Annotated in this window: 23 protein-coding genes; 11 read left to right on the top strand and 12 right to left on the bottom strand. The window is 72.0% G+C overall.

Annotated elements, in window-relative coordinates:
* Window positions 1-184: 184 nt before the first annotated feature.
* The 4 genes from AB0B66_RS19285 to AB0B66_RS19270 are packed head-to-tail and all read right to left on the bottom strand — an operon-like array spanning window position 185 to window position 3,508.
* Window positions 185-1,132: an asparaginase gene (locus AB0B66_RS19285; protein ID WP_360531158.1), complete on the bottom strand. Its 948-nt coding sequence runs from the start codon at window positions 1,130-1,132 to the stop codon at window positions 185-187.
* Between the two features lie 29 nt (window positions 1,133-1,161).
* Complete coding sequence (locus AB0B66_RS19280; RefSeq protein ID WP_360531155.1) at window positions 1,162-1,998, bottom strand: 3-keto-5-aminohexanoate cleavage protein; 837 nt, start codon at window positions 1,996-1,998, stop codon at window positions 1,162-1,164.
* Window positions 1,999-2,018: 20 nt separating this feature from the next.
* On the bottom strand, window positions 2,019-3,086 hold the full coding sequence (locus AB0B66_RS19275) for a folate-binding protein (protein ID WP_360531413.1): 1,068 nt from the start codon (window positions 3,084-3,086) through the stop codon (window positions 2,019-2,021).
* The gene (locus AB0B66_RS19270; RefSeq protein WP_120321549.1) at window positions 3,086-3,508 is read right to left on the bottom strand and encodes a transcriptional repressor; all 423 of its coding nucleotides are present in this window, start codon (window positions 3,506-3,508) and stop codon (window positions 3,086-3,088) included. Before AB0B66_RS19270 ends, AB0B66_RS19275 begins: the two co-directional genes overlap by 1 nt.
* 63 nt (window positions 3,509-3,571) lie before the next feature.
* Between AB0B66_RS19270 and AB0B66_RS19265 the strand changes: the two genes are divergently transcribed.
* Genes AB0B66_RS19265 through AB0B66_RS19255 form a run of 3 tightly spaced genes read left to right on the top strand, consistent with a single transcriptional unit; the run spans window position 3,572 to window position 6,231 of the window.
* Complete coding sequence (locus AB0B66_RS19265) at window positions 3,572-4,453, top strand: aminotransferase class IV (protein ID WP_360531151.1); 882 nt, start codon at window positions 3,572-3,574, stop codon at window positions 4,451-4,453.
* A gap of 31 nt (window positions 4,454-4,484) precedes the next feature.
* Complete coding sequence (locus AB0B66_RS19260) at window positions 4,485-5,660, top strand: thiolase family protein (RefSeq protein ID WP_360531148.1); 1,176 nt, start codon at window positions 4,485-4,487, stop codon at window positions 5,658-5,660.
* Window positions 5,650-6,231, top strand: coding sequence for an NUDIX hydrolase (locus tag AB0B66_RS19255; protein WP_360531145.1), 582 nt, complete (start codon window positions 5,650-5,652; stop codon window positions 6,229-6,231). The genes AB0B66_RS19260 and AB0B66_RS19255 overlap by 11 nt, the downstream gene beginning before the upstream one ends.
* Window positions 6,232-6,361: 130 nt before the next feature.
* Here the strand turns inward: AB0B66_RS19255 and pstB are convergent, their stop codons facing one another.
* The 7 genes from pstB to AB0B66_RS19220 form a co-directional block, all read right to left on the bottom strand.
* Complete coding sequence (gene pstB, locus AB0B66_RS19250) at window positions 6,362-7,153, bottom strand: phosphate ABC transporter ATP-binding protein PstB (protein ID WP_360531410.1); 792 nt, start codon at window positions 7,151-7,153, stop codon at window positions 6,362-6,364.
* A 62-nt stretch (window positions 7,154-7,215) separates the two neighbouring features.
* Entirely contained in the window at window positions 7,216-8,127 is a 912-nt protein-coding gene (gene pstA / locus AB0B66_RS19245; protein ID WP_360531142.1) for a phosphate ABC transporter permease PstA, read from the bottom strand.
* Between the two features lie 55 nt (window positions 8,128-8,182).
* Window positions 8,183-9,169: a phosphate ABC transporter permease subunit PstC gene (gene pstC / locus AB0B66_RS19240; RefSeq protein ID WP_360531139.1), complete on the bottom strand. Its 987-nt coding sequence runs from the start codon at window positions 9,167-9,169 to the stop codon at window positions 8,183-8,185.
* A gap of 89 nt (window positions 9,170-9,258) precedes the next feature.
* Window positions 9,259-10,305, bottom strand: coding sequence for a phosphate ABC transporter substrate-binding protein PstS (pstS, locus tag AB0B66_RS19235; RefSeq protein WP_360531136.1), 1,047 nt, complete (start codon window positions 10,303-10,305; stop codon window positions 9,259-9,261).
* Between the two features lie 193 nt (window positions 10,306-10,498).
* The gene (locus tag AB0B66_RS19230) at window positions 10,499-12,064 is read right to left on the bottom strand and encodes a hypothetical protein (RefSeq protein ID WP_360531134.1); all 1,566 of its coding nucleotides are present in this window, start codon (window positions 12,062-12,064) and stop codon (window positions 10,499-10,501) included.
* A gap of 83 nt (window positions 12,065-12,147) precedes the next feature.
* Window positions 12,148-13,089, bottom strand: a complete 942-nt coding sequence (gene mshD / locus AB0B66_RS19225) for a mycothiol synthase (RefSeq protein ID WP_360531131.1) — start codon at window positions 13,087-13,089, stop codon at window positions 12,148-12,150.
* A gap of 124 nt (window positions 13,090-13,213) precedes the next feature.
* Window positions 13,214-13,957: a response regulator transcription factor gene (locus tag AB0B66_RS19220; RefSeq protein ID WP_360531128.1), complete on the bottom strand. Its 744-nt coding sequence runs from the start codon at window positions 13,955-13,957 to the stop codon at window positions 13,214-13,216.
* 465 nt (window positions 13,958-14,422) lie between these two features.
* Here AB0B66_RS19220 and AB0B66_RS19215 point away from each other — a divergent pair, with 465 nt between their 5' ends.
* The 6 genes from AB0B66_RS19215 (at window position 14,423) to AB0B66_RS19190 (ending at window position 18,474) form a co-directional block, all read left to right on the top strand.
* Window positions 14,423-15,340, top strand: coding sequence for a hypothetical protein (locus AB0B66_RS19215; RefSeq protein WP_360531125.1), 918 nt, complete (start codon window positions 14,423-14,425; stop codon window positions 15,338-15,340).
* Window positions 15,337-16,044 carry a DUF2993 domain-containing protein gene (locus AB0B66_RS19210; RefSeq protein ID WP_360531122.1) on the top strand — a complete coding sequence of 236 codons (708 nt, stop codon included), beginning with the start codon at window positions 15,337-15,339 and terminating at the stop codon, window positions 16,042-16,044. Before AB0B66_RS19215 ends, AB0B66_RS19210 begins: the two co-directional genes overlap by 4 nt.
* Window positions 16,045-16,149: 105 nt before the next feature.
* A complete protein-coding gene (locus AB0B66_RS19205; protein WP_330164811.1) occupies window positions 16,150-16,227 on the top strand; it encodes an Ms5788A family Cys-rich leader peptide in 78 nt (25 codons plus the stop codon).
* A 248-nt stretch (window positions 16,228-16,475) separates the two neighbouring features.
* Window positions 16,476-17,324, top strand: a complete 849-nt coding sequence (locus tag AB0B66_RS19200; protein ID WP_360531119.1) for a sulfurtransferase — start codon at window positions 16,476-16,478, stop codon at window positions 17,322-17,324.
* A 5-nt stretch (window positions 17,325-17,329) separates the two neighbouring features.
* Entirely contained in the window at window positions 17,330-17,662 is a 333-nt protein-coding gene (locus AB0B66_RS19195; RefSeq protein ID WP_360531116.1) for a DUF1416 domain-containing protein, read from the top strand.
* Between the two features lie 293 nt (window positions 17,663-17,955).
* Window positions 17,956-18,474, top strand: coding sequence for a hypothetical protein (locus AB0B66_RS19190; protein ID WP_360531114.1), 519 nt, complete (start codon window positions 17,956-17,958; stop codon window positions 18,472-18,474).
* 90 nt (window positions 18,475-18,564) lie between these two features.
* On the opposite strand, the gene AB0B66_RS19185 is transcribed toward AB0B66_RS19190, so the two are convergent.
* Window positions 18,565-18,936 carry a DsrE family protein gene (locus AB0B66_RS19185; protein WP_360531405.1) on the bottom strand — a complete coding sequence of 124 codons (372 nt, stop codon included), beginning with the start codon at window positions 18,934-18,936 and terminating at the stop codon, window positions 18,565-18,567.
* Window positions 18,937-18,976: 40 nt separating this feature from the next.
* Here AB0B66_RS19185 and mtfM point away from each other — a divergent pair, with 40 nt between their 5' ends.
* Both mtfM and AB0B66_RS19175 read left to right on the top strand, forming a co-directional pair.
* A complete protein-coding gene (gene mtfM, locus AB0B66_RS19180) occupies window positions 18,977-19,081 on the top strand; it encodes a small membrane protein MtfM (RefSeq protein WP_269059029.1) in 105 nt (34 codons plus the stop codon).
* A gap of 70 nt (window positions 19,082-19,151) precedes the next feature.
* The gene (locus tag AB0B66_RS19175; protein WP_360531111.1) at window positions 19,152-19,745 is read left to right on the top strand and encodes an FABP family protein; all 594 of its coding nucleotides are present in this window, start codon (window positions 19,152-19,154) and stop codon (window positions 19,743-19,745) included.
* Window positions 19,746-19,804 lie beyond the last annotated feature (59 nt).

Raw genomic sequence — 19,804 nt, 5'->3', positions numbered from 1 at the left:
CCACCCACCCACCCACGCCGCGTTGATCATGAACTTAAGGACGTGTTGGGCGGCGTGTCGCCACCCCGACACCGTGATCGTCAAAGTGGCGCCCAGTGATCACGGCACCAGGGTTGGGACACACCGCCGAACACGTCCTTAAGTTCATGATCAACGCGGCAAAAAAAGGGGGCGGGGCTTGGGGCTACCAGAGGGGGTGGAGGGCGCCTACGCGGCGGCCGCCGCCGAGGAGGGCGGGTTCGGCGAGGGTGGGGACGGTGACGGGGACGCCGAGGCGGTGCAGGGCCGTGATCATGATGGGGCCGCGGGCTCGGGCGGCGCCGTCATCGATCTTGATGGCTACCGCGCCCTGGCCGGGGACGGCGGCGGCCCAGACGCCTTCCGCGCCGACCTTGCTGACCAGGCCGGGTACGGCGCGCATGAGCTGGGCGTCTTCGCGGTTGGTGCCGCTGACCAGCTCGGGGTACGCCCGCATGGCGTCAGCGACCGAGCGCTCCAGCGACCCGGGCACCCCCTCGGCGAGCCGCCGGAACGCGGTGGCCAGCCCCGTCAGCGACAGCGCGAGCACCGGCGCACCGCACCCGTCGACGCCCATCGCCGCCGCGGACTCGCCCGCGAACTCCTCGATCGTCTCGTTGAGGCGGTGCTGCAGCGGGTGGTCGGGCTGGAAGTAGTCCTCCACGGCCCAGCCGGCGGCGCGGCAGGTGAGCAGCATGCCGGAGTGCTTGCCGGAGCAGTTCATGTAGACGCGCTGCGGGGTGCCGCCGCTGGCGATCTTCGCGGCGTCGTCCAGGGGCAGGTCGGGCGGGCAGCGCAGGGCGGCCTCGGTGAGCCCGCCGCTACGCAGCAGGGCGCGTACCCGGGAGACGTGGAAGTCCTCGCCGTAGTGGCTGGCGGTGACCAGCGCCAGGTCCGCCGGGTCGGCCAGGCGCAGCCCGGCCCGCAGCATGCCGATGGCCTGCATGGGCTTGTTGGACGAGCGCGCGAAGATCGGCCCGGTGACGTCACCGGTGGACGCGACCGGGTTTCCGGCCGCGTCCAGGACGATCACCGACCCGCGGTGCCAGCCCTCGATGAACCCGCTGCGCTCCACCTCGACGAGCGGTACGCCGCCCTCGTAAACCTTGCCCATGGTAAGGAACGCTACCGGGGTTTCACATTTCAGCGCGGCGGGATCCCCAGGAGGTTGCGTGCCTCACCCGGGGTCAGCGGCGGGCGCTGCGCCAACCGGGCGAATGCGGACGCGCGGGCGACCAGTTGGGCGTTGGACTCGACCGGCTGGCCCTTGGCGTAGGTGACCGTGTCCTCCATGCCGACCCGCAGGTGGCCGCCCGAGCCGAGCGAGGTGAGCAGCACCGGCAGGGTGAACCGGCCGATGCCGGTGGCCGAGAACGTGGTGCCCTCGGGCAGCTCGCGCAGGGCCTGCTGGCAGGCGACCAGGGCGGCGGCGGTGCCGGGCATGCCACCGGGCACGCCCATCACGAAGTCGACGTGCACGTGGCCGCCGGCGGGCAGGCCGTACTTGTCGAGCAGGCGCTGCAGGGCCCACAGGTGGCCCAGGTCGAAGATCTCGTACTCCGGCACGACGCCCCGTTCCTGCATCCGGGTGTGCAGGTCGACGATGAACTCCCAGCGGTTCATGAACACGTCGTCGCCGAAGTTGACGGTGCCCATGGTGCAGCTGGCCATGTCCGGGCCGGCGTCGAGCACGGCCAGGCGGGCGGACTCCGGGTCGTGCACCGAGCCGCCGCTGGACAGCTGCACGATCAGGTCGGTGCTCGACCGCAGCGCGGCGACGGTCTCGCGCAGCCGGACCGGGTCCAGGCTCGGCTTGGCCTGGTCGTCGCGGATGTGCACATGGATCACGCTCGCGCCGACGGCCTCGCACTCCTTCGCGGTCGCGACCAGCTCGTCGAGCGTCACCGGCAGGGCGGGGACGTCAGCCTTGGCGGATTCCGCGCCGGTGGGCGCGACGGTGATCAGAGTGCCGTTCGTCATGCGCGCATCCTGTCATATTTCTAGTCAGGGTCGATAGAGGCCGTAGATTCTCCCGCGGTGAGGGGGGTGTCGCCGGAAATATTGCGCTTGAGGACCGCGAGCGCGATCGGTCCGAGTTCCGCATGCCGGGCCGCGGTGCCGATGAATCCGACGGTACGGCCATTCGCCGTGATCTCGGTGCCACGCGCCGGTAGCTCGTCGGTGGCGATGCCGTCCAGGTGCAGCAGGCGCAGCGCACGCGGCGGCTTGCCGAGGTGGTGCACCCGGGCCACCGTCTCCTGACCCCGGTAGCAGCCCTTCTCCAGGTGCACGGCGGCGGCGGTGAGGTCCACCTCCGACGGCAGCGTCCGGTGATCGGTGTCAACGCCGACCCGCGCCTGCTTCGCGGCCGCCCGCACGGCTTCGTACGCCCACAGTCCTGCGGGCGGCAGCTCCAGCCCCGCCAGGGTGGCCCCGGCGGTCTCGGCGGGCAGCAGTAGGTCCAGCACCGGCACGTCGCCGAGGGAGTGCCTGCGGACGAAGCCACCGCCAGGCAGCGCGACCAGGGCGTAAACCGTCGTCGGTCGTGGCAGGACCGCGCCGGTGGCGAACTTGGGCCCCGGCACGTCCAGCACGTCCGGCTCGGCGGGCACGGCCACGCCCAGCTTCGTGGCGGCGGCCAGGGCGCCGGGACCGACCAGGCTGTGTACGACCAGGTCCGCGGGTTTGATCTCGACCTGGGTGAAGAAGCGCATCCGGGTCAGGAAGGTCACCAGGTCGTCGACCGTGCCCGGCTCGACGTCGACCCAGAGCGTGCCGCCGAGCTCGGACACCCACAGCTCGTGCTCGATGTGCCCGTGCGGGGACAGCACCAGCGTGCGGGTGCCCTGGCCGTCGGCCAGCTCGGTCAGGTGCTGCGAGGTGAGGTTGTGCAGGAAGCTCAGCCGCTCGGGGCCGGTCAGCGCCAACACCCCGCGGTGCGAGCGGTCCACCAGCCCGGCCGCGGTGAGCAGGGTCCGCTGCTCGCGGTTCGGGTCGCCGTGGTGCGCCGGGACGGCGGCGTCGGCGGAGTCGGGGTCGAAGTGACCCACCAGCACGGTCGTACCCATCATGCACAGCTCCCGCAGAGTCCGAACAAGGCCACGTGCCCGATGTCCATCCGGAAGCCGCGCTGCGTCAGCAGCCGCTCCGCGAGCGGGGCCAGCTCGCTCTGCTCCAGCTCGGTGACCGTGTCGCAGTTGCGGCACACCAGGTGCACGTGCTGCACGACCGCCGCGTCGTGGTAGGTCGGCGCGCCGTGCGACAGGTGCACGTGGGTCACCAGCCCGAGCTCCTCCAGTAGCTCCAGGGTCCGGTACACGGTGGTGATGTTCACCCCCGAGGCCACCTCGCAGACGGCGGCGTGCACCTGTTCCGGGGTGGCGTGGACGAGCTGGCGCACGGCGTCGAGCACCAGTTGTCGCTGGGGGGTGAGCCGCAGGCCGCGGTCCCGGAGGAGTTCGGCCAGCTCGGCGGAGCCTTGTTCGGGCATCGTCCGATCATAGTTCGCCCCGCCGCAGCGGCTGAGATCTCGGGGCCGCGTAGCATTCCGCCCGTGGTGCAGCCTGTTCTCGTGGTCCAGGGCCTCGGCGTGGTGCCGGCCGACACTCCCGTGCTCCGTGCCGACGACCTCGGCGTGCTGCGCGGCGACGGGGTCTTCGAGACCATGCACGTGCGGCCCGACGGCCGCGGCGGCGTGCAGCCGTGGCTGATCGGCGAGCACCTTGCCCGGATGGTCCGCTCGGCCGCCCGGATGGAGCTGGCCCTACCCGCCGAGTCCGCGCTGCGCGAGCTGGCCGCGACGGCCTGCGCGCAGTGGCCGGCCGAGCTGGAGGGCGCGCTGCGCCTGGTCTGCACCCGCGGCGCGGAGGCGACCGCGGCGACCGGCGGCCCGGTGACCTGCTTCGCCACCGTGAACCCGATCGGCGCGGCGACCCTGGCCGCGCGCCGCGACGGCATCACCGTCACCACGATCTCGCTGGGCTACCCGGCCGACGCGCGCACCTCGGCCCCGTGGCTGCTGGGCGGCGTGAAGTCGCTGTCGTACGCGATCAACATGGCCTCGCAGCGCTGGGCCCTGGCACAGGGCGCCGACGACGCCCTGTGGGTGTCCGCGGACGGCTACGCGCTGGAGGGCCCGACCTCGACGCTGGTCTGGCTGAACGGGGACACGCTGCACACCGTGCCCGCGGAGACCACCGGGATCCTGCCCGGCACGACCGCGCGCCATCTGCTCGACAATGCCGGCGACCTCGGCTGGACCGCCGCCGAGCGCATGGTGACCCCGGCCGAGCTGAGCACCGCCGACGGCGTGTGGCTGCTGTCCAGCGTGCGCGGCGTCGCCGAACTGCGGGCGATCGACGGCATCGCGTTGCCCTCGTCGGCGCACACCGAGAAGCTGCGCGCGTACCTGGGCTTCACGAACCTGGGTTACTGAACGATCACTCAGGTGACGTAGCCTGCGGAGCATGACCTCGCAGGCGTTTCTCATCGACGCGGTCCGCACCCCGTTCGGCCGCCACAAGGGCGGGCTGTCCGGCGTACGCACCGACGACCTCGCGGCCGCGCCCCTGGTCGCGCTGCTCAAGCGGCACCCCGAGCTGGACCCGGCGCTGATCGAGGATGTCATCCTCGGCGACGCCAACGGCGCGGGCGAGGACAACCGCAACGTGGCCCGCATGGCGGCGCTGCTGGCGGGCCTGCCCGTGACCGTGCCGGGCGTGACCGTCAACCGGCTGTGCGCGGCGGGCGCCGAGGCGATCGTGCAGGCCTCCCGGGCCGTCCGCGCGGGCGACAACGACCTGGTCGTCGCGGGCGGCGTGGAGAGCATGAGCCGCGCCCCGTTCGTGATGGCCAAGCCCGACACCGCGTTCCCCGGCGAGGCGAAGCTGTGGAACACCCAGCTCGGCTGGCGCATGGTCAACCCGCTGATGCCCGACGACTGGACCGTTCCGCTGGGCGTGGCAGCCCAGCAGGTCGCGCAGGAGTTCGGCATCGGCCGCGAGGCGCAGGACGCCTGGGCGCTGCGCTCCCAGCAGCGCGCCGCCGCGGCCTGGGCGCAGGGCCGCTTCGACGACCGCGTGGTCGAGGTCGCCGGGGTGACCCGCGACGAGTCGGTGCGCCCCGACACCAGCGCCGCCGCGCTGGCCAAGCTGCGGCCCGCGTTCACGCCGGACGGCACCGTCACCGCCGGCAACTCCTCACCCGTCAACGACGGCGCCGCGGCGACCCTGATCGGCTCCGCCGCGGCGGTCGAGCGCCTCGGCGTGCAGCCGCTCGGGCGCATCGTGGCGAGCACCGTCGCGGGCGTCTCCCCCGAGCGCTTCTCCACCGGCCCGGTCCCCGCGATCCGGGCCCTGCTGGCCAAGGCGAAGCTCGGCTTCGGCGACATCGCCGCCTGGGAGCTGAACGAGGCGTTCGCCGCGATGGTGCTCAGCTGCCTGCACGAGCTGCCGGAGATCGACCCCGAACTGGTCAACGTCGACGGCGGCGCGATCGCGTACGGCCACCCGCTCGGCGCGTCCGCGCCCCGGGTCGTCGTCGACCTGTGCCACACGCTGCGCCGCCGGGGCGGCGGCTACGGCATCGCGGCGGCCTGCATCGGCGTCGGCCAGGGACAGGCGGTGCTGGTCCATGTCGAATAACCCGTTCGACCTGCTGCCGCCCGAGCAGCGGGCCCGCTTCGAGACACTGGCCCGCGAGTTCGCCGAGTCCGGCGCCGAACCCGCGACCCCCCGCGAGGCGTCGACCGTGGTCCTGATCCGCCCCGACCGCACGATCTTCCTGATCCGGCGGATGCGGGCGATGGCGTTCGGCGGCATGTGGGCGTTCCCCGGCGGCTCGCTGGAGGCCGGTGAGACCCCCGCCGACGCGGCGGTACGCGAGATCGAGGAGGAGACCGGGGTGACCCTGCTCCCGGCCGCGCTGACGCCGTGGCACCGCTGGCTGACCCCGGTCTTCGAGCCGCGCCGCTTCGACACGTGGTTCTTCCTGGCCGCCATGCCCGACGGCCAGGAGGCCGCGCTGCCGGAGTTCGAGGCCGACCGGGCCCGCTGGCTGACCCCGGAAGAGGCGATCACCGAACACGAGTCCGGCGACCTACCGATGCTCCCACCGACCCTGGTCACCCTGCGCGAGCTGTCCGCGTACCCCACGGTCGCGGACATGCTCACCACCCACCGCGACGTGAGCACCCCCTACATGCCCACCCTCTGAAAGCGCGCCGGCCCGGCCGTCAAGATCGTTCGACTTGCCAGGCACCTGGGCGTATCGACGCTCAAGATACGCACAGGTGCCAGGCAAGTCCGATGACCTTGGCGGCCGGGCCGCGAGGGGGGCGGGCCGGTCAGCCGAAGCGGCCGGTGATGTAGTCCTCGGTGCGCTTGTCGGTGGGGTTGGTGAAGATGCGGCCGGTGTCGTTGAACTCGACCAGGCGGCCGTGGCGCACGCCCGCCTCGTCCAGCTCCGCGGTGAAGAACGCGGTGTGGTGGCTGACGCGGGCCGCCTGCTGCATGTTGTGGGTGACGATCACGATGGTGTACGTGCCCGCCAGGTCGTGCATCAGGTCCTCGATCTTGCCGGTGGCGATCGGGTCGAGCGCGGAGCACGGCTCGTCCATGAGGATCACCTCGGGCTTGACCGCGATCGCCCGCGCGATGCACAGCCGCTGCTGCTGACCGCCGGACAGGGCCAGGCCGCTGGTCTTCAGCTTGTTCTTGACCTCGTCCCACAGGGCCGCGCCGCGCAGCGCCTGCTCGACGCGGTCGTCCATGTTGTCCTTGATGCCATTGATCTTCAGGCCGTACGCCACGTTCTCGTAGATGGACTTCGGGAACGGGTTCGGCTTCTGGAAGACCATGCCGATGCGGCGGCGCACCTGGATCGGGTCGACGTCCGGGGCGTACAGGTCCTGACCGTGGAACGTGATCTTGCCGGCCACCCGGGCGCCTGCCACCAGGTCGTTCATCCGGTTGAGCGAGCGCAGCACGGTGCTCTTGCCGCAGCCCGACGGACCGATGAGCGCGGTGATCTGGTGCTCGCGGACCGCCATGGTGGTGCCGCGGACGGCCTCGTAGTTGCCGTAGAAGACGCTGACGTTCTCCAGCTGCATCACCGGCGGTGCGGACGCGACGGGCATGGCGGGCACGGCTCCCGGAAGAAGGGTGGACAGGGTGAAGTCGGTGCTCATGGTGGTCATCCTCAACGTTCCTTGATGGCGAAGCGGCTGGAGATCAGGCGGGACGCGACGGTGAACAGGAGCACGATCACCATCAGCGTGAGCGCTGCGCCCCACGCCCGTTCCTGGGCCGCCGGGAACGGCTCTCCGGCGTTCTTGAAGATCTGCGCGGCCAGGGTGGTGTTGGCCCCGTCCAGGCTCCAGTTGGAGGTGAAGATCGTGCCGGCGACCAGCACGACCGGCGCGGTCTCGCCCGCGGCTCGCGCGATGGCCAGCATCACGCCGCTGACGATGCCGGAGATCGCCGCGGGCAGCACCACGGAGATCGTCGTCTTCCAGCGCCGGGCGCCGAGCGCGGCGCTGGCCTGGCGCAGCTCGTCCGGCACCAGCCGGAGCATCTCCTCGGAGCTGCGGATGATCACCGGGAGCATCAGGCAGCCCAGGGCGAGCGCGGCCGCGAAGCCGGACTGCTCCTTGACCACCAGCACGTACGAGACGTAGATGAACAGGCCCATGACGACCGAGGGCACGCCCGTCATGACGTCCGACATCGTCCGGATGAGCCGGGCCAGCGCGTTCTGCTTGCCGTACTCGTTGAGGTAGATCGCACCGAGCACGCCGAGCGGGATCGCCATGGCGGCCGCGGCGCCGGTGATGACCAGCGTGCCGGCGACCGCGGGGCCCATGCCGCCGCCGGCCCGGCGGGCCGAGTTCGGGATGTCCTCGATGAGGAAGTCCCAGCTGATCAGTGCCAGGCCCCGGCTGGCCACGTGGAAGATGACCAGGCCCAGCGGGATCAGCGCGATCATCAGCGCGAGGCCCATGAGCGACTTGCTGAAGCCGTCGGTCAGGCGTCGGCGCAGCGGCAGCGCGGAGCGGCGCAGATCCGCCGGCACCGGAGCGGCTGCCGCGGGACGGGTGGCGGTCGTGGTCATGCCCGGTCCTCGCTTCGTACGTCGGCGCCGCTCACCGGCGCGATCACTTGCCCGCTCATGCCGCGGCCCCCCGCATCCGGATCTCCGCCCGGCGCACCACGAAGCGGGCGATCAGGTTCACCACGACGGTGATGACGAACAGCACCACGCCCATGCCGATCAGGGCGGCGGTGAAGTCGCCGGTGGACTCGCCCCACTGGTCGACGATGATGGCCGGCAGCGCGTAGCCGCCCTCGAACAGGTTCGCGGCGATCTGCACCGAGCTGCCGATGACCAGGGCGACCGCGATGGTCTCGCCCATCGCGCGGCCGAGGCCCAGGATGACCGCGCCGACGACGCCGCCGAAGCTGTGCGGCAGCACCGCACCCTTGATCATCTCCCAGCGGGTGGCGCCGAGCGCCCAGGCCGCCTGCTTGTCGGAGTCGGGCACCGTCGCGAAGACCTCGCGGGCGATCGACGTGATGATCGGGACGATCATGATGGCGAGGATCAGGCCCGCGGTCATGAAGCTGCGGCCGCTGCTGCGCGGCTCGCCGAACAGCGCGCCGAGCACCGGAACCCCGCCGAGCACCTCGTGCAGCCAGTTGTAGACCGGCGTCATGGCCGGCGCGACGACGAGGATGCCCCACAGGCCGAACACCACCGAGGGCACCGCCGCCAGCAGGTCGATGAGCGTGACGATGGCCGACCGGATGCGGCGCGGGGCCAGTTCGGTCAGGAAGAGCGCGATGCCGATCGAGACGGGGACCGCGACGATGACGGCGATGGCGGAGACCACGAGCGTGCCGTACAGAAAGGCGAGGGTGCCGTAGACCGGCTTGGCCGGGCCGTCGCCGTCGGGGTCGTTGGGGATCCAGGTCGAGCTGGTGAAGAACTCGGACGAGAAGGCCGGGTAGGCCTCCTTCACCATGGTGATCAGGATCAACGCCAGGATCACCAGCACCGCGAAGCCCGCGGAGACGCACAAGGCCCAGAAGAGCCGGTCGGCGTGCCTGCCGCGGTCCTTCCGGGTCAGCTGAGCGGATTTGTCTAGGACTGTCATCTCTTCTCCGAGGGGTGGCCTGGCGAGGCCGGTGCGGCGGGTCCGGGGAGGACCCGCCGCACCGGGGTGGTGCTCAGGTCAGATCAGCTTCAGCTGACCTTGTCCAGCTGGGCGAGGGCCTTGGTCTGCAGGTCCGCCGGCAGCACCGCGTAGTTCACCTCGGCCGCGATGGCCGCGCCGTCGGTCAGCAGGTACTTCACGAAGCCCTTGACCAGCTCGGCCTTCTTCGGGTCGTCGTACTTCGGCTTGACCAGCAGGTAGGTCGGGGCGGTGATCGGGTAGGTCGCCGCACCGGCCGCGTTCAGCGGGTTGAAGGTCAGGTCATCCTTGAGCTCGGCACCGGCGAGCGCGGCGGTGGCGCCCTCCAGCGTCGGGAGCACGAACTGGCCGTCCTTGTTCTTGATCGCGGCGAACGGCAGACCCGAGTCCTTGGCGTCGCTCAGGTCGACGTAGCCGATACCGCCGTCGGCGGCCTTGATCAGCTGCGCCACACCGGTGTTCTTGGCACCGGCCTGGGTGTCGGCCGGCCACGCGACGGTGTCGCCGCTGCCCAGCTTCCAGGCGGCGCCCGCGGCGGCGACCAGGTACTTGGTGAAGTTGTTGGTGGTGCCCGAGCCGTCCGAGCGGTGCGCCACGGAGATGGCGGTGGCCGGCAGGGTCACGCCCGGGTTGTCGGCGGCGATCTCCGGCGCGTTCCAGGTCTTGATCTCACGCTGGAAGATCTTGGCAAGGGTGACCGGGCTGAGCTGCAGCTTGTCGACGCCCTTGAGGTTGTACGACACGGTGATCGGCGCGGCGACAGTCGGGATGTAGAGGTAGGAACCGGCCGGCACGCCGTCGGTGTCCTTGACCGTGCTGTCGGTGCCGGCGAAGTCGACCAGGCCGGAGCCGAACTCCTTCTTGCCGGTGCCGGAGCCCACCGAGTTGTAGGTCACCTTGAAGTTCGGAGCGGCATCCTTCAGGGAGAGGATGACCTCCTGGTAGTAGGTGTTCGGGAAGCTGGCGCCCGAGGCCTTCAGCTCACCGGAGAGGGCGGCCACGCCGCTGGCGGCGCTGGCGGAGGGGTCCGCGGTGGTGTCGCCCTTCGAGGAGCAACCGGCAAGAGCAAGCGCAGCGATCGCGACGCCCGCAAGCACGCGCCGAGAGAGCACGTTACGGTTCACTTCAGGGGTGCCTTCCTAGTCAGGGATAACGGCCGTCGCCGGCCTGACCCCGACATTGCACGGCCCAGGTAGACGGTTCTCCCGTCTCAGGTGAACGCAGGGTGAACAGGCAAAACAGGACCGGTGTCGGTCCCCTCAGCAGGATGTGGCCGGAAGGTGAACGGGGTCACACGGCCCCGTCCAGGTCGGCCAGCGACAGCCCGCCACCCGAGGCCACCGTCGCCACCAGCGCGAGGCTGCCGTCGCGTACGTCCCACACCAGCACCCGCTGGTTCACCCCGGGCGTCGCGCCCGATCCGGCGCCGCAGCTCAGCAGCACCCGCCGCCGGTCCAGCCAACCCAGCAGCGTCAGGCCGCCGGTCACGTCGGCGTCCGCCACCAGCAGCCGCCGCACCCGGGCCGCGCCGGGATCCAGCACGGCCACCGCTTCGGCGGGCCGCCAGTCGGCGCGTACCGGCAGCCCCATCGGCTCGCACATCCGCGCGACCAGGTCTCCCCCGCCCGCGACCGCGAACCCTGGGCCGAGGAACCGGCCCAGCCGCCCCGCGCCCGGCCCGGTCACCGCGACCGTGCCCTCGCTGTGGTAACGCCCGTCGAACTCCCAGGTGCGCACCCGCGGCGGAGCCGTGATCGGGTCCCCGGCCGAGAGCAGTTCCAGCACCGTCGACGGCGCGTCCGTCCCGGCCGCGCGGCGGGGGGCGATCGCGTCGCGCGCCCCTGTCGGCACCGGGAGCAGCGCACCGGTGCCGACGTCGAGCAACTGGTCGGCCGCGACCAGCAGGTGCCGCGGCCCTAGCCAGACGACGACGGGCGACTGCGGCACGGCGTCGTACTTCCGCGCCCGGCCGGTGGCCGACTCGACCACCCACAGGTCGTCCGCGGTGACCACGGCCATCCGGGTGCCGTCCGGGGCGAGCGCGCCCGGTGACAGCAGCGCGGCGGCCGCCGCCGGGAGCTTGTCGACCCGGCGCCAGCCGCCGTCCTCGCCCAGCACCAGCAGCGGGCCCGTGGCACCACCGCCGGTCGCGGCGTCGAGCACCGCGAGCGCCCGCGGCGTCGGCCGTGCGCTCAACGCGGGCAGCCGCGCCGGATCACCGGGCGCGAGTTCTCTCGGCAGCTTCGCGACCAGCGCCGCGGGCAGTGTGAGCTGCCGCGCCACCGCCGGCACCTCGTCCACCCCGTCGAGCGGGGCCGGGCCGGTAGGCAGGGCGGGCAGCGGTGCCGGGCCCTCGTCGCGCCCGGTGGTCAGCGCCCTGATGCCGGCCGCGCCCAGCGCCACCGCGCCGACCGCGCCCCCGATCAGCAACCGGCGGCGTGTGGTGGCCCGGCCGCGCTGCCACAGCGCGGCTGCCTCGTCCTCGGCGGTCGTGGGCAGCGCGCGGCCAGGACGGCGGGCGGGCGGGGTGCGGTTCAGGTCCAGCCGCACCCGGTGCTGCGGCATGGCATCGGCGGCCTCCCGCGCGAACAGCCGCTGCAGGAGCCGGTCCGCCGCCGCGCCGGGCGGGGCATGGTGCTCCGCGTCGTTGGCGCGCAGCCTCGGCCAGCGCATCGCGACCAGGCCGAGCAGTTCCCGGGCGAGCGCGGCGGCCTGCGCGTCGTCGCCGGTGAGCTGCCGGGCGGCGTGCTCCAGCGGCGGCAGGCGGCGGGCCACCCAGTCGGTGAAGTCGGCGGGCGCGGCCAGGGCCGGTGCAGGGTCGCGCTGCGACAGCACGTCGGGCGGCTCCTGCTCCATGACGCCGCCTCCCACCCGTCGCCGCCGACCGAGGGCGCACCCTTAGATGGTGATGGATCTCACAGGATTGCGGAAGGGGGTGTTCAGGCCCGCTGGAACAGCACGTCGGTGGACCAGCGGGCGAAGCCCAGCCGCTGGTAGAGCGCTGTCGCGGCGGTGTTCGACTCGTCGACGTACAGCATGACCTGGTCGAGTCCCTGGGCCCGCAGGTGGCGCAGCCCGGCGGCGGTCAGCGCACGGCCCAGGCCGGAGCCGTGCGCCGACGGGTCGACGCCGAGCACGTACACCTCGCCGATCGGGTCGTGGTGGTGCGCGTCCTCGGCGTCGCGGCGCAACTCGCCGTGCACCTTGGTCCAGTGGAACCCGGCCAGCACGCCGTCGCGCTCGGCGAGCAGGAAGCCCGCCGGGTCGAACCACGGCTCGGCCATCCGCACGTGCAGGTCGCGCAGGGTCCACCGGCCCTGTTCCGGGTGGTCGGCGAAGGCCCGCGCGTTGAGCGCCAGCCAGGCCTCGTCGTCCTCGCCCGGCCGGAACGGGCGCAGCAGCACGCCCGCGGGCAGGTCGGGCTGGGGCACCTCGGCGAACAGCGAGCGCCGCATCTGCCACAGCACCCGGGCCCGGCGGAAGCCCAGCGACAGCGCCAGCGCACCGGCCGACGGGTGGTCGCCATGCGCCCACAGCCGCAGCCGGCCCGCGGGGTCGGCCTCGGCCGCCGCCTCGATGGCCGCCTTGACCAGGGCCCGGCCCAGGCCGTGGCGGCGGCGCAGCGGGTGCACGACCAGCTCCGCCGAGGGCCCGTCCACCGCGTCGGTGGTGTCCACGTGGGCGTAGCCGGCGAGTTCGCCGTCGGGGGTGCGGGCGATGAGGTGCACCGCGGGGGCCTCACCGCCGTGCCGCAGGTGCAGCACGGTGTGTTCGGACAGCGGGTATGCGCCGTCGGTGTCCCCCGCCGCGCGTGCCAGCTCGACCACGGCGGCGACCTCGTCCGGCGTGAGCCGGTCGCGCCGCTCGGCATACCCGATCATGGCGTCAGCGTAGCCGGGAGCCTTTAAAACGCTTCATGCCCGCGCTGTGAATCGGGTCGCGGCTCGCGCCGGGCAGCAGATCGCGCCCGTGGCCGGAGCCACGGGCGCGACATGTCGGAGCGGGTCAGATCGAGGGCAGGTCGGCGAGCAGCTGCTCGGCCGCGTCGGTGAGCGGGCGCTCGGCCAGCTGCTGGCGCGAGGACGGCACCACGAACTTGTAGCCGACCTGGCGGACCGTGCCGATCATGGCTTCGTACTCCGAGCCGAGCTTGGCGCGCAGGCGCCGCACGTGCACGTCCACGGTGCGGGTGCCGCCGAAGTAGTCGTAGCCCCACACCTCGCGCAGCAGCTGGTCGCGGGTGAAGACCCGGCCCGGGTGCTGCGCCAGGAACTTCAGCAGCTCGAACTCCTTGTACGTCAGGTCCAGCGGGCGTCCCTTGAGCTTGGCCGCGTAGGTGTCCGGATCGATGGTCAGCTCGCCGCCCCGGATGAGGCCGCCTGCGGCGGCGGTCGCGGAGTTGAGCCGGCCGACCGACACCCGCAGCCGCGCCTCGACCTCGGCGGGACCGGCGGTGGCCAGGATGATGTCGTCCACGCCCCAGTCGGCGTTCATCGCGACCAGGCCCGCCTCGGTGACCACCGCGAGCAGCGGCACGCCGAGACCGGTCGCGTGCAGCATGCGGCAGGTGGCCCGCGCCTCGGACAGTTCGGTGCGCGCGTCGACCAGCACTGCGTCAGGGCTGGGGGCCGACACCAAAGTGCGCACGTCGCGGGGTGCGGTGCGCACGGTGTGTGGGAGCAGGTCGAGCGCGGGAAGCACAACGGATGGTTCGCCGGCGCGTGCGGTCACCAGGAGCAGAATTTCCACGGATCGCCTCCGTCCTCGCGGCTAGGGCCGCGCGAGCAGCACATGGGGGGCGTGGCTGGCCTCACGTCGGTCCCGGCGTCGCTGACGGGCGGGTAAAGCATGAGCATAGTCGAGAACAATAGAAATACCAGCACCTCATGGCTTTGTCACTCACCGGGCGTGATCGCGAGGCAATGTTTCGGTCAGTTTTCGCGCGTGTTTCGCGCGCCGCGCCCGTGCCGCACAGGTTCCCACCCCGGTGAGGTGCGCTCTTGGGGGGTGAGGTGGCACGATCGTTGCGTGCTCGGTTCCCCTCCCGACGACAGCGTCCGTAATCGCAGGTCATCCGGCCCCCAGTTCGACGGGCCGCACCGGCCCGGCCCTGGCCCGGCCGGCCGTGGCCCTGCGCCCGTTCCCGTGCCCGCGAGCCGCGGCGCCGCCGAGCGGGGCGCCGAGCCCGGCGCACGTTCGCGCCGGGACGAGGCGGTGAAGACGAAGGACCGGCGGCGCGCCCGCGGTGGCGACGCCGAACCCGAGGACGACGGCCAGGACGGCCCCGAGGCCGAGATCGTCCCGGTCCGGCGGCTGCTGTCGGCGGCCGTGGCCGGCTTCGCGCTGCTGCTCGGCGTGGGCCTGGTGATGGGCGCGCAGACCGCGGGCGTGGGCACGGGCCGCATCCCGTACGCCGTCGTGATCTTCGGTGCGCAGCTGCTCTACGTCTTCGCCACCACCATGGCGATCCGCCCGCCCGGGGTGAAAGTGGTCGCCACGGTGGGCGTGCTCGCGGCGCTCGCCGCCGACGTCGCCGCGATCGTGAGCGACGTGGCCTCGGTGGCTCCGCTCGGCCTCATCGCGGCAGGCGGCCTGGTCGCCGGCGTCGTGGGCCAGATGGTGCGCCCCGAGGGGCGGATGCACGTCTCGGAGTCGCTCGGCTCGACGGTGGTCATCGTGCTCGGCGTGGTCTCGTTCGCCACGCTCATTGTTTTGACCCGCCTTCCCGCGGGCACACAGGCCATTGTGGTCTGTCTCATCGCCAGCGGCATCGCGTTGGGCGTCGCCCGCCTGACCGACGTGTTCGCGCCGTACCCGCGCCTGGCCGACCAGGTGCCGCGCGGCTCCGCGGGCATCGTCATCGGCGCGATGCTGGGCACCGGCGTGGCCGCCGTGATCGGCCGTTACCTGGTGCCGTTCACTCCCAGCCAGGCGGCGATGATCGGCATGGCCGCGGCCGGGGCCGCCGTGCTGGCCGACCTCACCATCGGCTTCGCCGAGGCGGGCCGGGAGCAGTCCGGCGAGGCGCCAACCATGTGGCTGGCCCGGCACATGCAGGGCCCGCTGGCCGGCTTCGCGCTGGCCGCGCCGGTCGCGTACGTCATCAGCGTGTTCTTCCTGGTGCCCGCATGAAGAAGTTCCTCACGGTCACCGCGGTCCTGCTCGTCGTCCTGGGGGTGCTCGTCGCGGTAGCCGACCGGGCCGGCGCGCACTTCGCGGAACGTGAGATCGCCGCGCGGGTCTCCGCGCGGATGCAGGACCAGGGCATCACCTCGACCCCACCGGAGGTCGAGATCCAGGGCTTCCCGTTCCTGACCCAGGTCGCGGCGGGCCGGTACACCCAGATCGACATCACGATGCGCGACCTCAAGGGCGGCACGCTGCCCCTGCCGCTGCTCAACGTGGCGGCCCACGACGTCGAGGCGGAGCTGTCTCAGCTCATGGACGGCACCGCGCGGCCGGTGGCGGCCCGGGTCGACGGCGACGCGACCGTGTCGTACGCCAGCCTGGTCGAGGCCAGCGGCCTGAGCGGGATCACCCTGACCTCGGCCGGCCCGAACGACGTCCGGGTCAGCGGCAAGGTGCCGCTCATCGGCGAGGTCACCGGCACCGCCGAGGTCACCGTCGTGGACGGCAGCCACGTGCGGCTGCGCGTCACCTCGCTCAAGGGCGCCGCCGGCTCGATCAGCCAGACGATCCTCAACACCTACAAGGACCGGCTCGCGGTGACGCTGACCCTGCCGAAGCTGCCCTTCAACCTGGAGCTGACCGACGTCCAGACCGAGTCGACCGGCCTCGTCGTGTCCTTCACCGCCAAGGACGTCGAGCTGGCCTGACGGCCGAGTGGATCACTTTCCGCGATCTCGGAGGGTGATCCACCGGTCCCGGATGGTGGACGACACATTCCCGAAATCACAGCGCTGCTGGTAGGGTCACCAACTATGAGTCCGCTGCTTACCAAGCGGCGCGCGGTCGACCTGTGCCGCGTGGCCACGTGCCTGTGTTGCCCCGTCCTCTGACGGCGGCACAGTTTGCGCACCTCGATCGCGCTCCCGTGATCGTTTAGCAGCTCTGTCAACTGACTCGCATCGCCCGCTCATCGCAGAGCCGGCCGCCCCCGCAAGTCAGCCAGCCGCCGTCGCCCTGTACCCGGTGAACCCCCTGTGGACCCGTACGCGGCGACGTTTTTCTTTCTCCCGCTCGCGCTCCCGGTGGCGTCACCCGCACCAGACGTTCATCCACCAGCCACATCTCAAGGGAGAACTCCATGAGTCGCGAATCCGCCCTCGTCTCGGCCGACTGGGCCGAGAAGAACATCGCCGCACCCGGCGTCGTGTTCGTCGAGGTCGACGAGGACACCACCGCCTACGACGGTGGCCACATCGCCGGCGCGATCAAGCTGGACTGGCGCCAGGACCTGCAGGACCCGGTGCGCCGTGACTTCGTCAACAAGGAGCAGTTCGAGGCGCTGCTGTCCTCGCGCGGCATCGCCAACGACGACACCGTCGTGCTGTACGGCGGCAACAACAACTGGTTCGCGGCGTACGCGTACTGGTACTTCAAGCTCTACGGCCACGGCGACGTGAAGCTGCTCGACGGCGGCCGCAAGAAGTGGGAGCTCGACGCCCGCCCGCTGTCCAAGGACGAGGTCAAGCGCCCCGCCACCCAGTACGTGGCCCAGGACCAGGACCTGAGCATCCGCGCCTTCCGCGACGACGTCGTCAAGGCGATCGGCGTGCAGAACCTGATCGACGTGCGCTCGCCCGACGAGTACGCGGGCCGCCTGCTCGCCCCCGCCCACCTGCCGCAGGAGCAGGCGCAGCGGGCCGGCCACATCCCCACGGCGCTCAGCGTGCCGTGGTCCAAGGCCGCGAACGAGGACGGCACCTTCAAGTCCGACGCCGAACTGACCGAGCTGTACGCGGCCGCCGGCATCGATGACAGCAAGGACACCATCGCGTACTGCCGCATCGGCGAGCGCTCCTCGCACACCTGGTTCGTGCTGCAGGAGATCCTCGGCAAGGCGAACGTGAAGAACTACGACGGATCCTGGACCGAGTACGGCTCGCTGGTCGGCGTGCCGGTGGCACTGGGCGACGAGCCCGGGAAGGCGTGATCACCATGACCGCACAGACTGCTGCTTCCACTGTCGCGGCCGGTTGCGCCGCCCCCGATCAGGCCGCCCCGCTGCCGCTCAGCGTCGACCTGGAGAAGGAGACCGTCATCACCGGCGTCGTGCAGGCGGCCGGTGACCCGGTCGCCGGGGCGTACGTGCGCCTGCTCGACCGCAGCGGCGAGTTCACCGCCGAGGTCGTGACCTCGCCGGCGGGCCAGTTCCGCTTCTTCGCCGCGCCGGGCACCTGGCAGCTGCGGGCCCTGTCCCGCTTCGGCAACGGCGATGCCACCGTCGACGCCGCCCGCGGCGTCAACGAGGTCTCCCTCGCCGTCGCCTAGCTCGCTCTTGCTCGAAGGAAGGGCACCTTCTTAACGCTCCGCGTTATGGAAGGTGCCCTTCTTAACGCCTGCCGCCTGGCGGCGCAGGCGGAGGCGGGGAGGGGTGTGCGGGTGCGGGTGCGGGTGGCGATCGCTGTTTCGGGGCGTGAAGTGAGGTCTGGCCTGACATTCCGTCCGCAAACGCCGATCTTCGTCCGCGGGCGGCGCCCAGGAGGACCGCCGCCTCGGCCAGGGCTGTGCCTGGGCGGCCACCGCGACACGCCCGCGGGCACACACGTGGCAGCATGAACGGCGTGACCATCGACGCGCCCGCACCCGAGGCCGCCCCGCCGCCCCAGCCGAAGCCGGCCGCCCGCCGCTACCTGTGGCCTACCCTCGTCATCGGTTGGGCGCTGCTGCTCCTGGGTCTTGCCGTCTGGTCCGCCCGCAACGACCCGCCGTCGCTGCGCGACCAGACCACCGCCGCCTCGGCCAAGGCCACCATCGACGAGGTCGTCGGCCAGGTCACGGCACGCGTCCCGGCCGGGGCGACGATCCAGGACAAGGGGTACGCCGAGAAGGCCTGCAGCCTGTCCGCCGCCCGCGACGGCGTCTCGGTGGTCCGCACACTGATCGTCTCCGGCCCGACCGGCGGCGAGTCCGCCATGATCGAGGCGCTGGCGTCGGCGCTGCCCGACGCCGTCACCCGGCCCGCTGACGGCCCCAAGGAGGGCTTCTTCTACGACGCGGGCAACTACGTGGCGGTTCGCGGCAAGGTCTCCGGCGAGGGCATCGTGACCGTCGACCTCAACTCCGGCTGCCGCGTCCCCTGACCGGCCCCCGCCCAGCCCGCCGGCACCGCAGGGTTTGGAAGGGCACCTTCTACAACGCGGAGCGTTGTGAAGGTGCCCTTCCTTCGCTCGCTAGTAGACGAGGGCCTGGGTGTCTTCGGAGAGGGCTTCTTCGACGAAGACGGCGGCGCCGGCGATGCGGATGCCCGGGAGGACGTCGGCAGGGGTGATCTCGCGGCGCGCGGCGCACTGGGTGCACAGGGTGACGGTGCCGGCGGCCAGGATCGCGTCGAGCAGATCGGGCAGCGGCGCGGAGTGCGGCAGGTCGAACTCGGCGGCGCGGCCGGGCAGCGCGAACCAGCTCGCCTCTCCGGTCAGCCACAACGACACCTGCGCACCGGCCGCCGCAGCGGTCGCGGCCACGGTGAACGCCTGCGCACACCGCTCCGGCGCGTCGGCTCCGGCGGTCGTCTTCACGATGAGTTTGCGTGCCACGTCCGACAGCTTATGCACGGCCGCCGGGCGCGCCTCATAGGATCTACCCGTGGTCACCGAGATCGGGTTCGTCAGCCTGCTGGTCGCCGGATTCGGCGCGCTCGCCGGCGGCCTGGCCTATGTGGCCGTCAAAATCTCGCGCGGCCGCTGGTGAGAGTGCCTGCCCGCACCAGGGCCGGGGTCGGCGAGTTCCGCAGTCGTGAACAACGAAGAGGGTTGAAACGGTGAGTACTGAAGAGAATCCGCTGCAGCCGCCGCCGTGGCTGAACGCGCCGCCGGTCGACCCGTACCCCTACGAGGAGACCCACGATCTGCGCACCGGGCCGGACCTGCACCCGGACCTGCTGGACCTGCTGCCCTTCGTCGGGGTGTGGCGGGGCCGCGGCCGGGGCGGCTATCCGTCGATCGAGGACTTCGACTACGCGCAGGAGATCCGGATCAGCCATGACGGCCGGCCCTTCCTGTTCTACGAGTCGAAGGCGTGGATCCTCGACGCGGAGTCCAAGCCGGTGCGGCCGGGTGGGCGCGAGGTCGGCTGGTGGCGTCCGGCGGGCAAGGACGGCGACGAGCTCGAAGCGATCATGACGAACCCGACCGGGATCATGGAGCTGTACCTCGGCAAGGTCGAGGCGAACCCGCCCCGGATCGAGATGGTGACCGACTTCGTGGCGCGTACGTCCACCGCCAAGGAGGTCACCGCAGGGCACCGGCTCTACGGCATCGTCGAGGGCGCGCTGCTGTACGCCCAGGACATGGCCGCGGTCGGCGAGGGCCTGACGCCACACCTCAGCGCACGCCTGATCCGCGTCGGCGGCTGAACTGCGACACGCGGAGCCCGCAACACAACAGGCGGAGCCCGCTCCGCGGCCTTAACCGG

The sequence above is a fragment of the Catellatospora sp. NPDC049111 genome, from assembly GCF_040648615.1.
GTDB classification, from domain to species: domain Bacteria; phylum Actinomycetota; class Actinomycetes; order Mycobacteriales; family Micromonosporaceae; genus Catellatospora; species Catellatospora aurea.
Note: the sequence above shows the minus strand (reverse complement) of the source record. Positions and strands in the feature narration are given on the sequence as shown.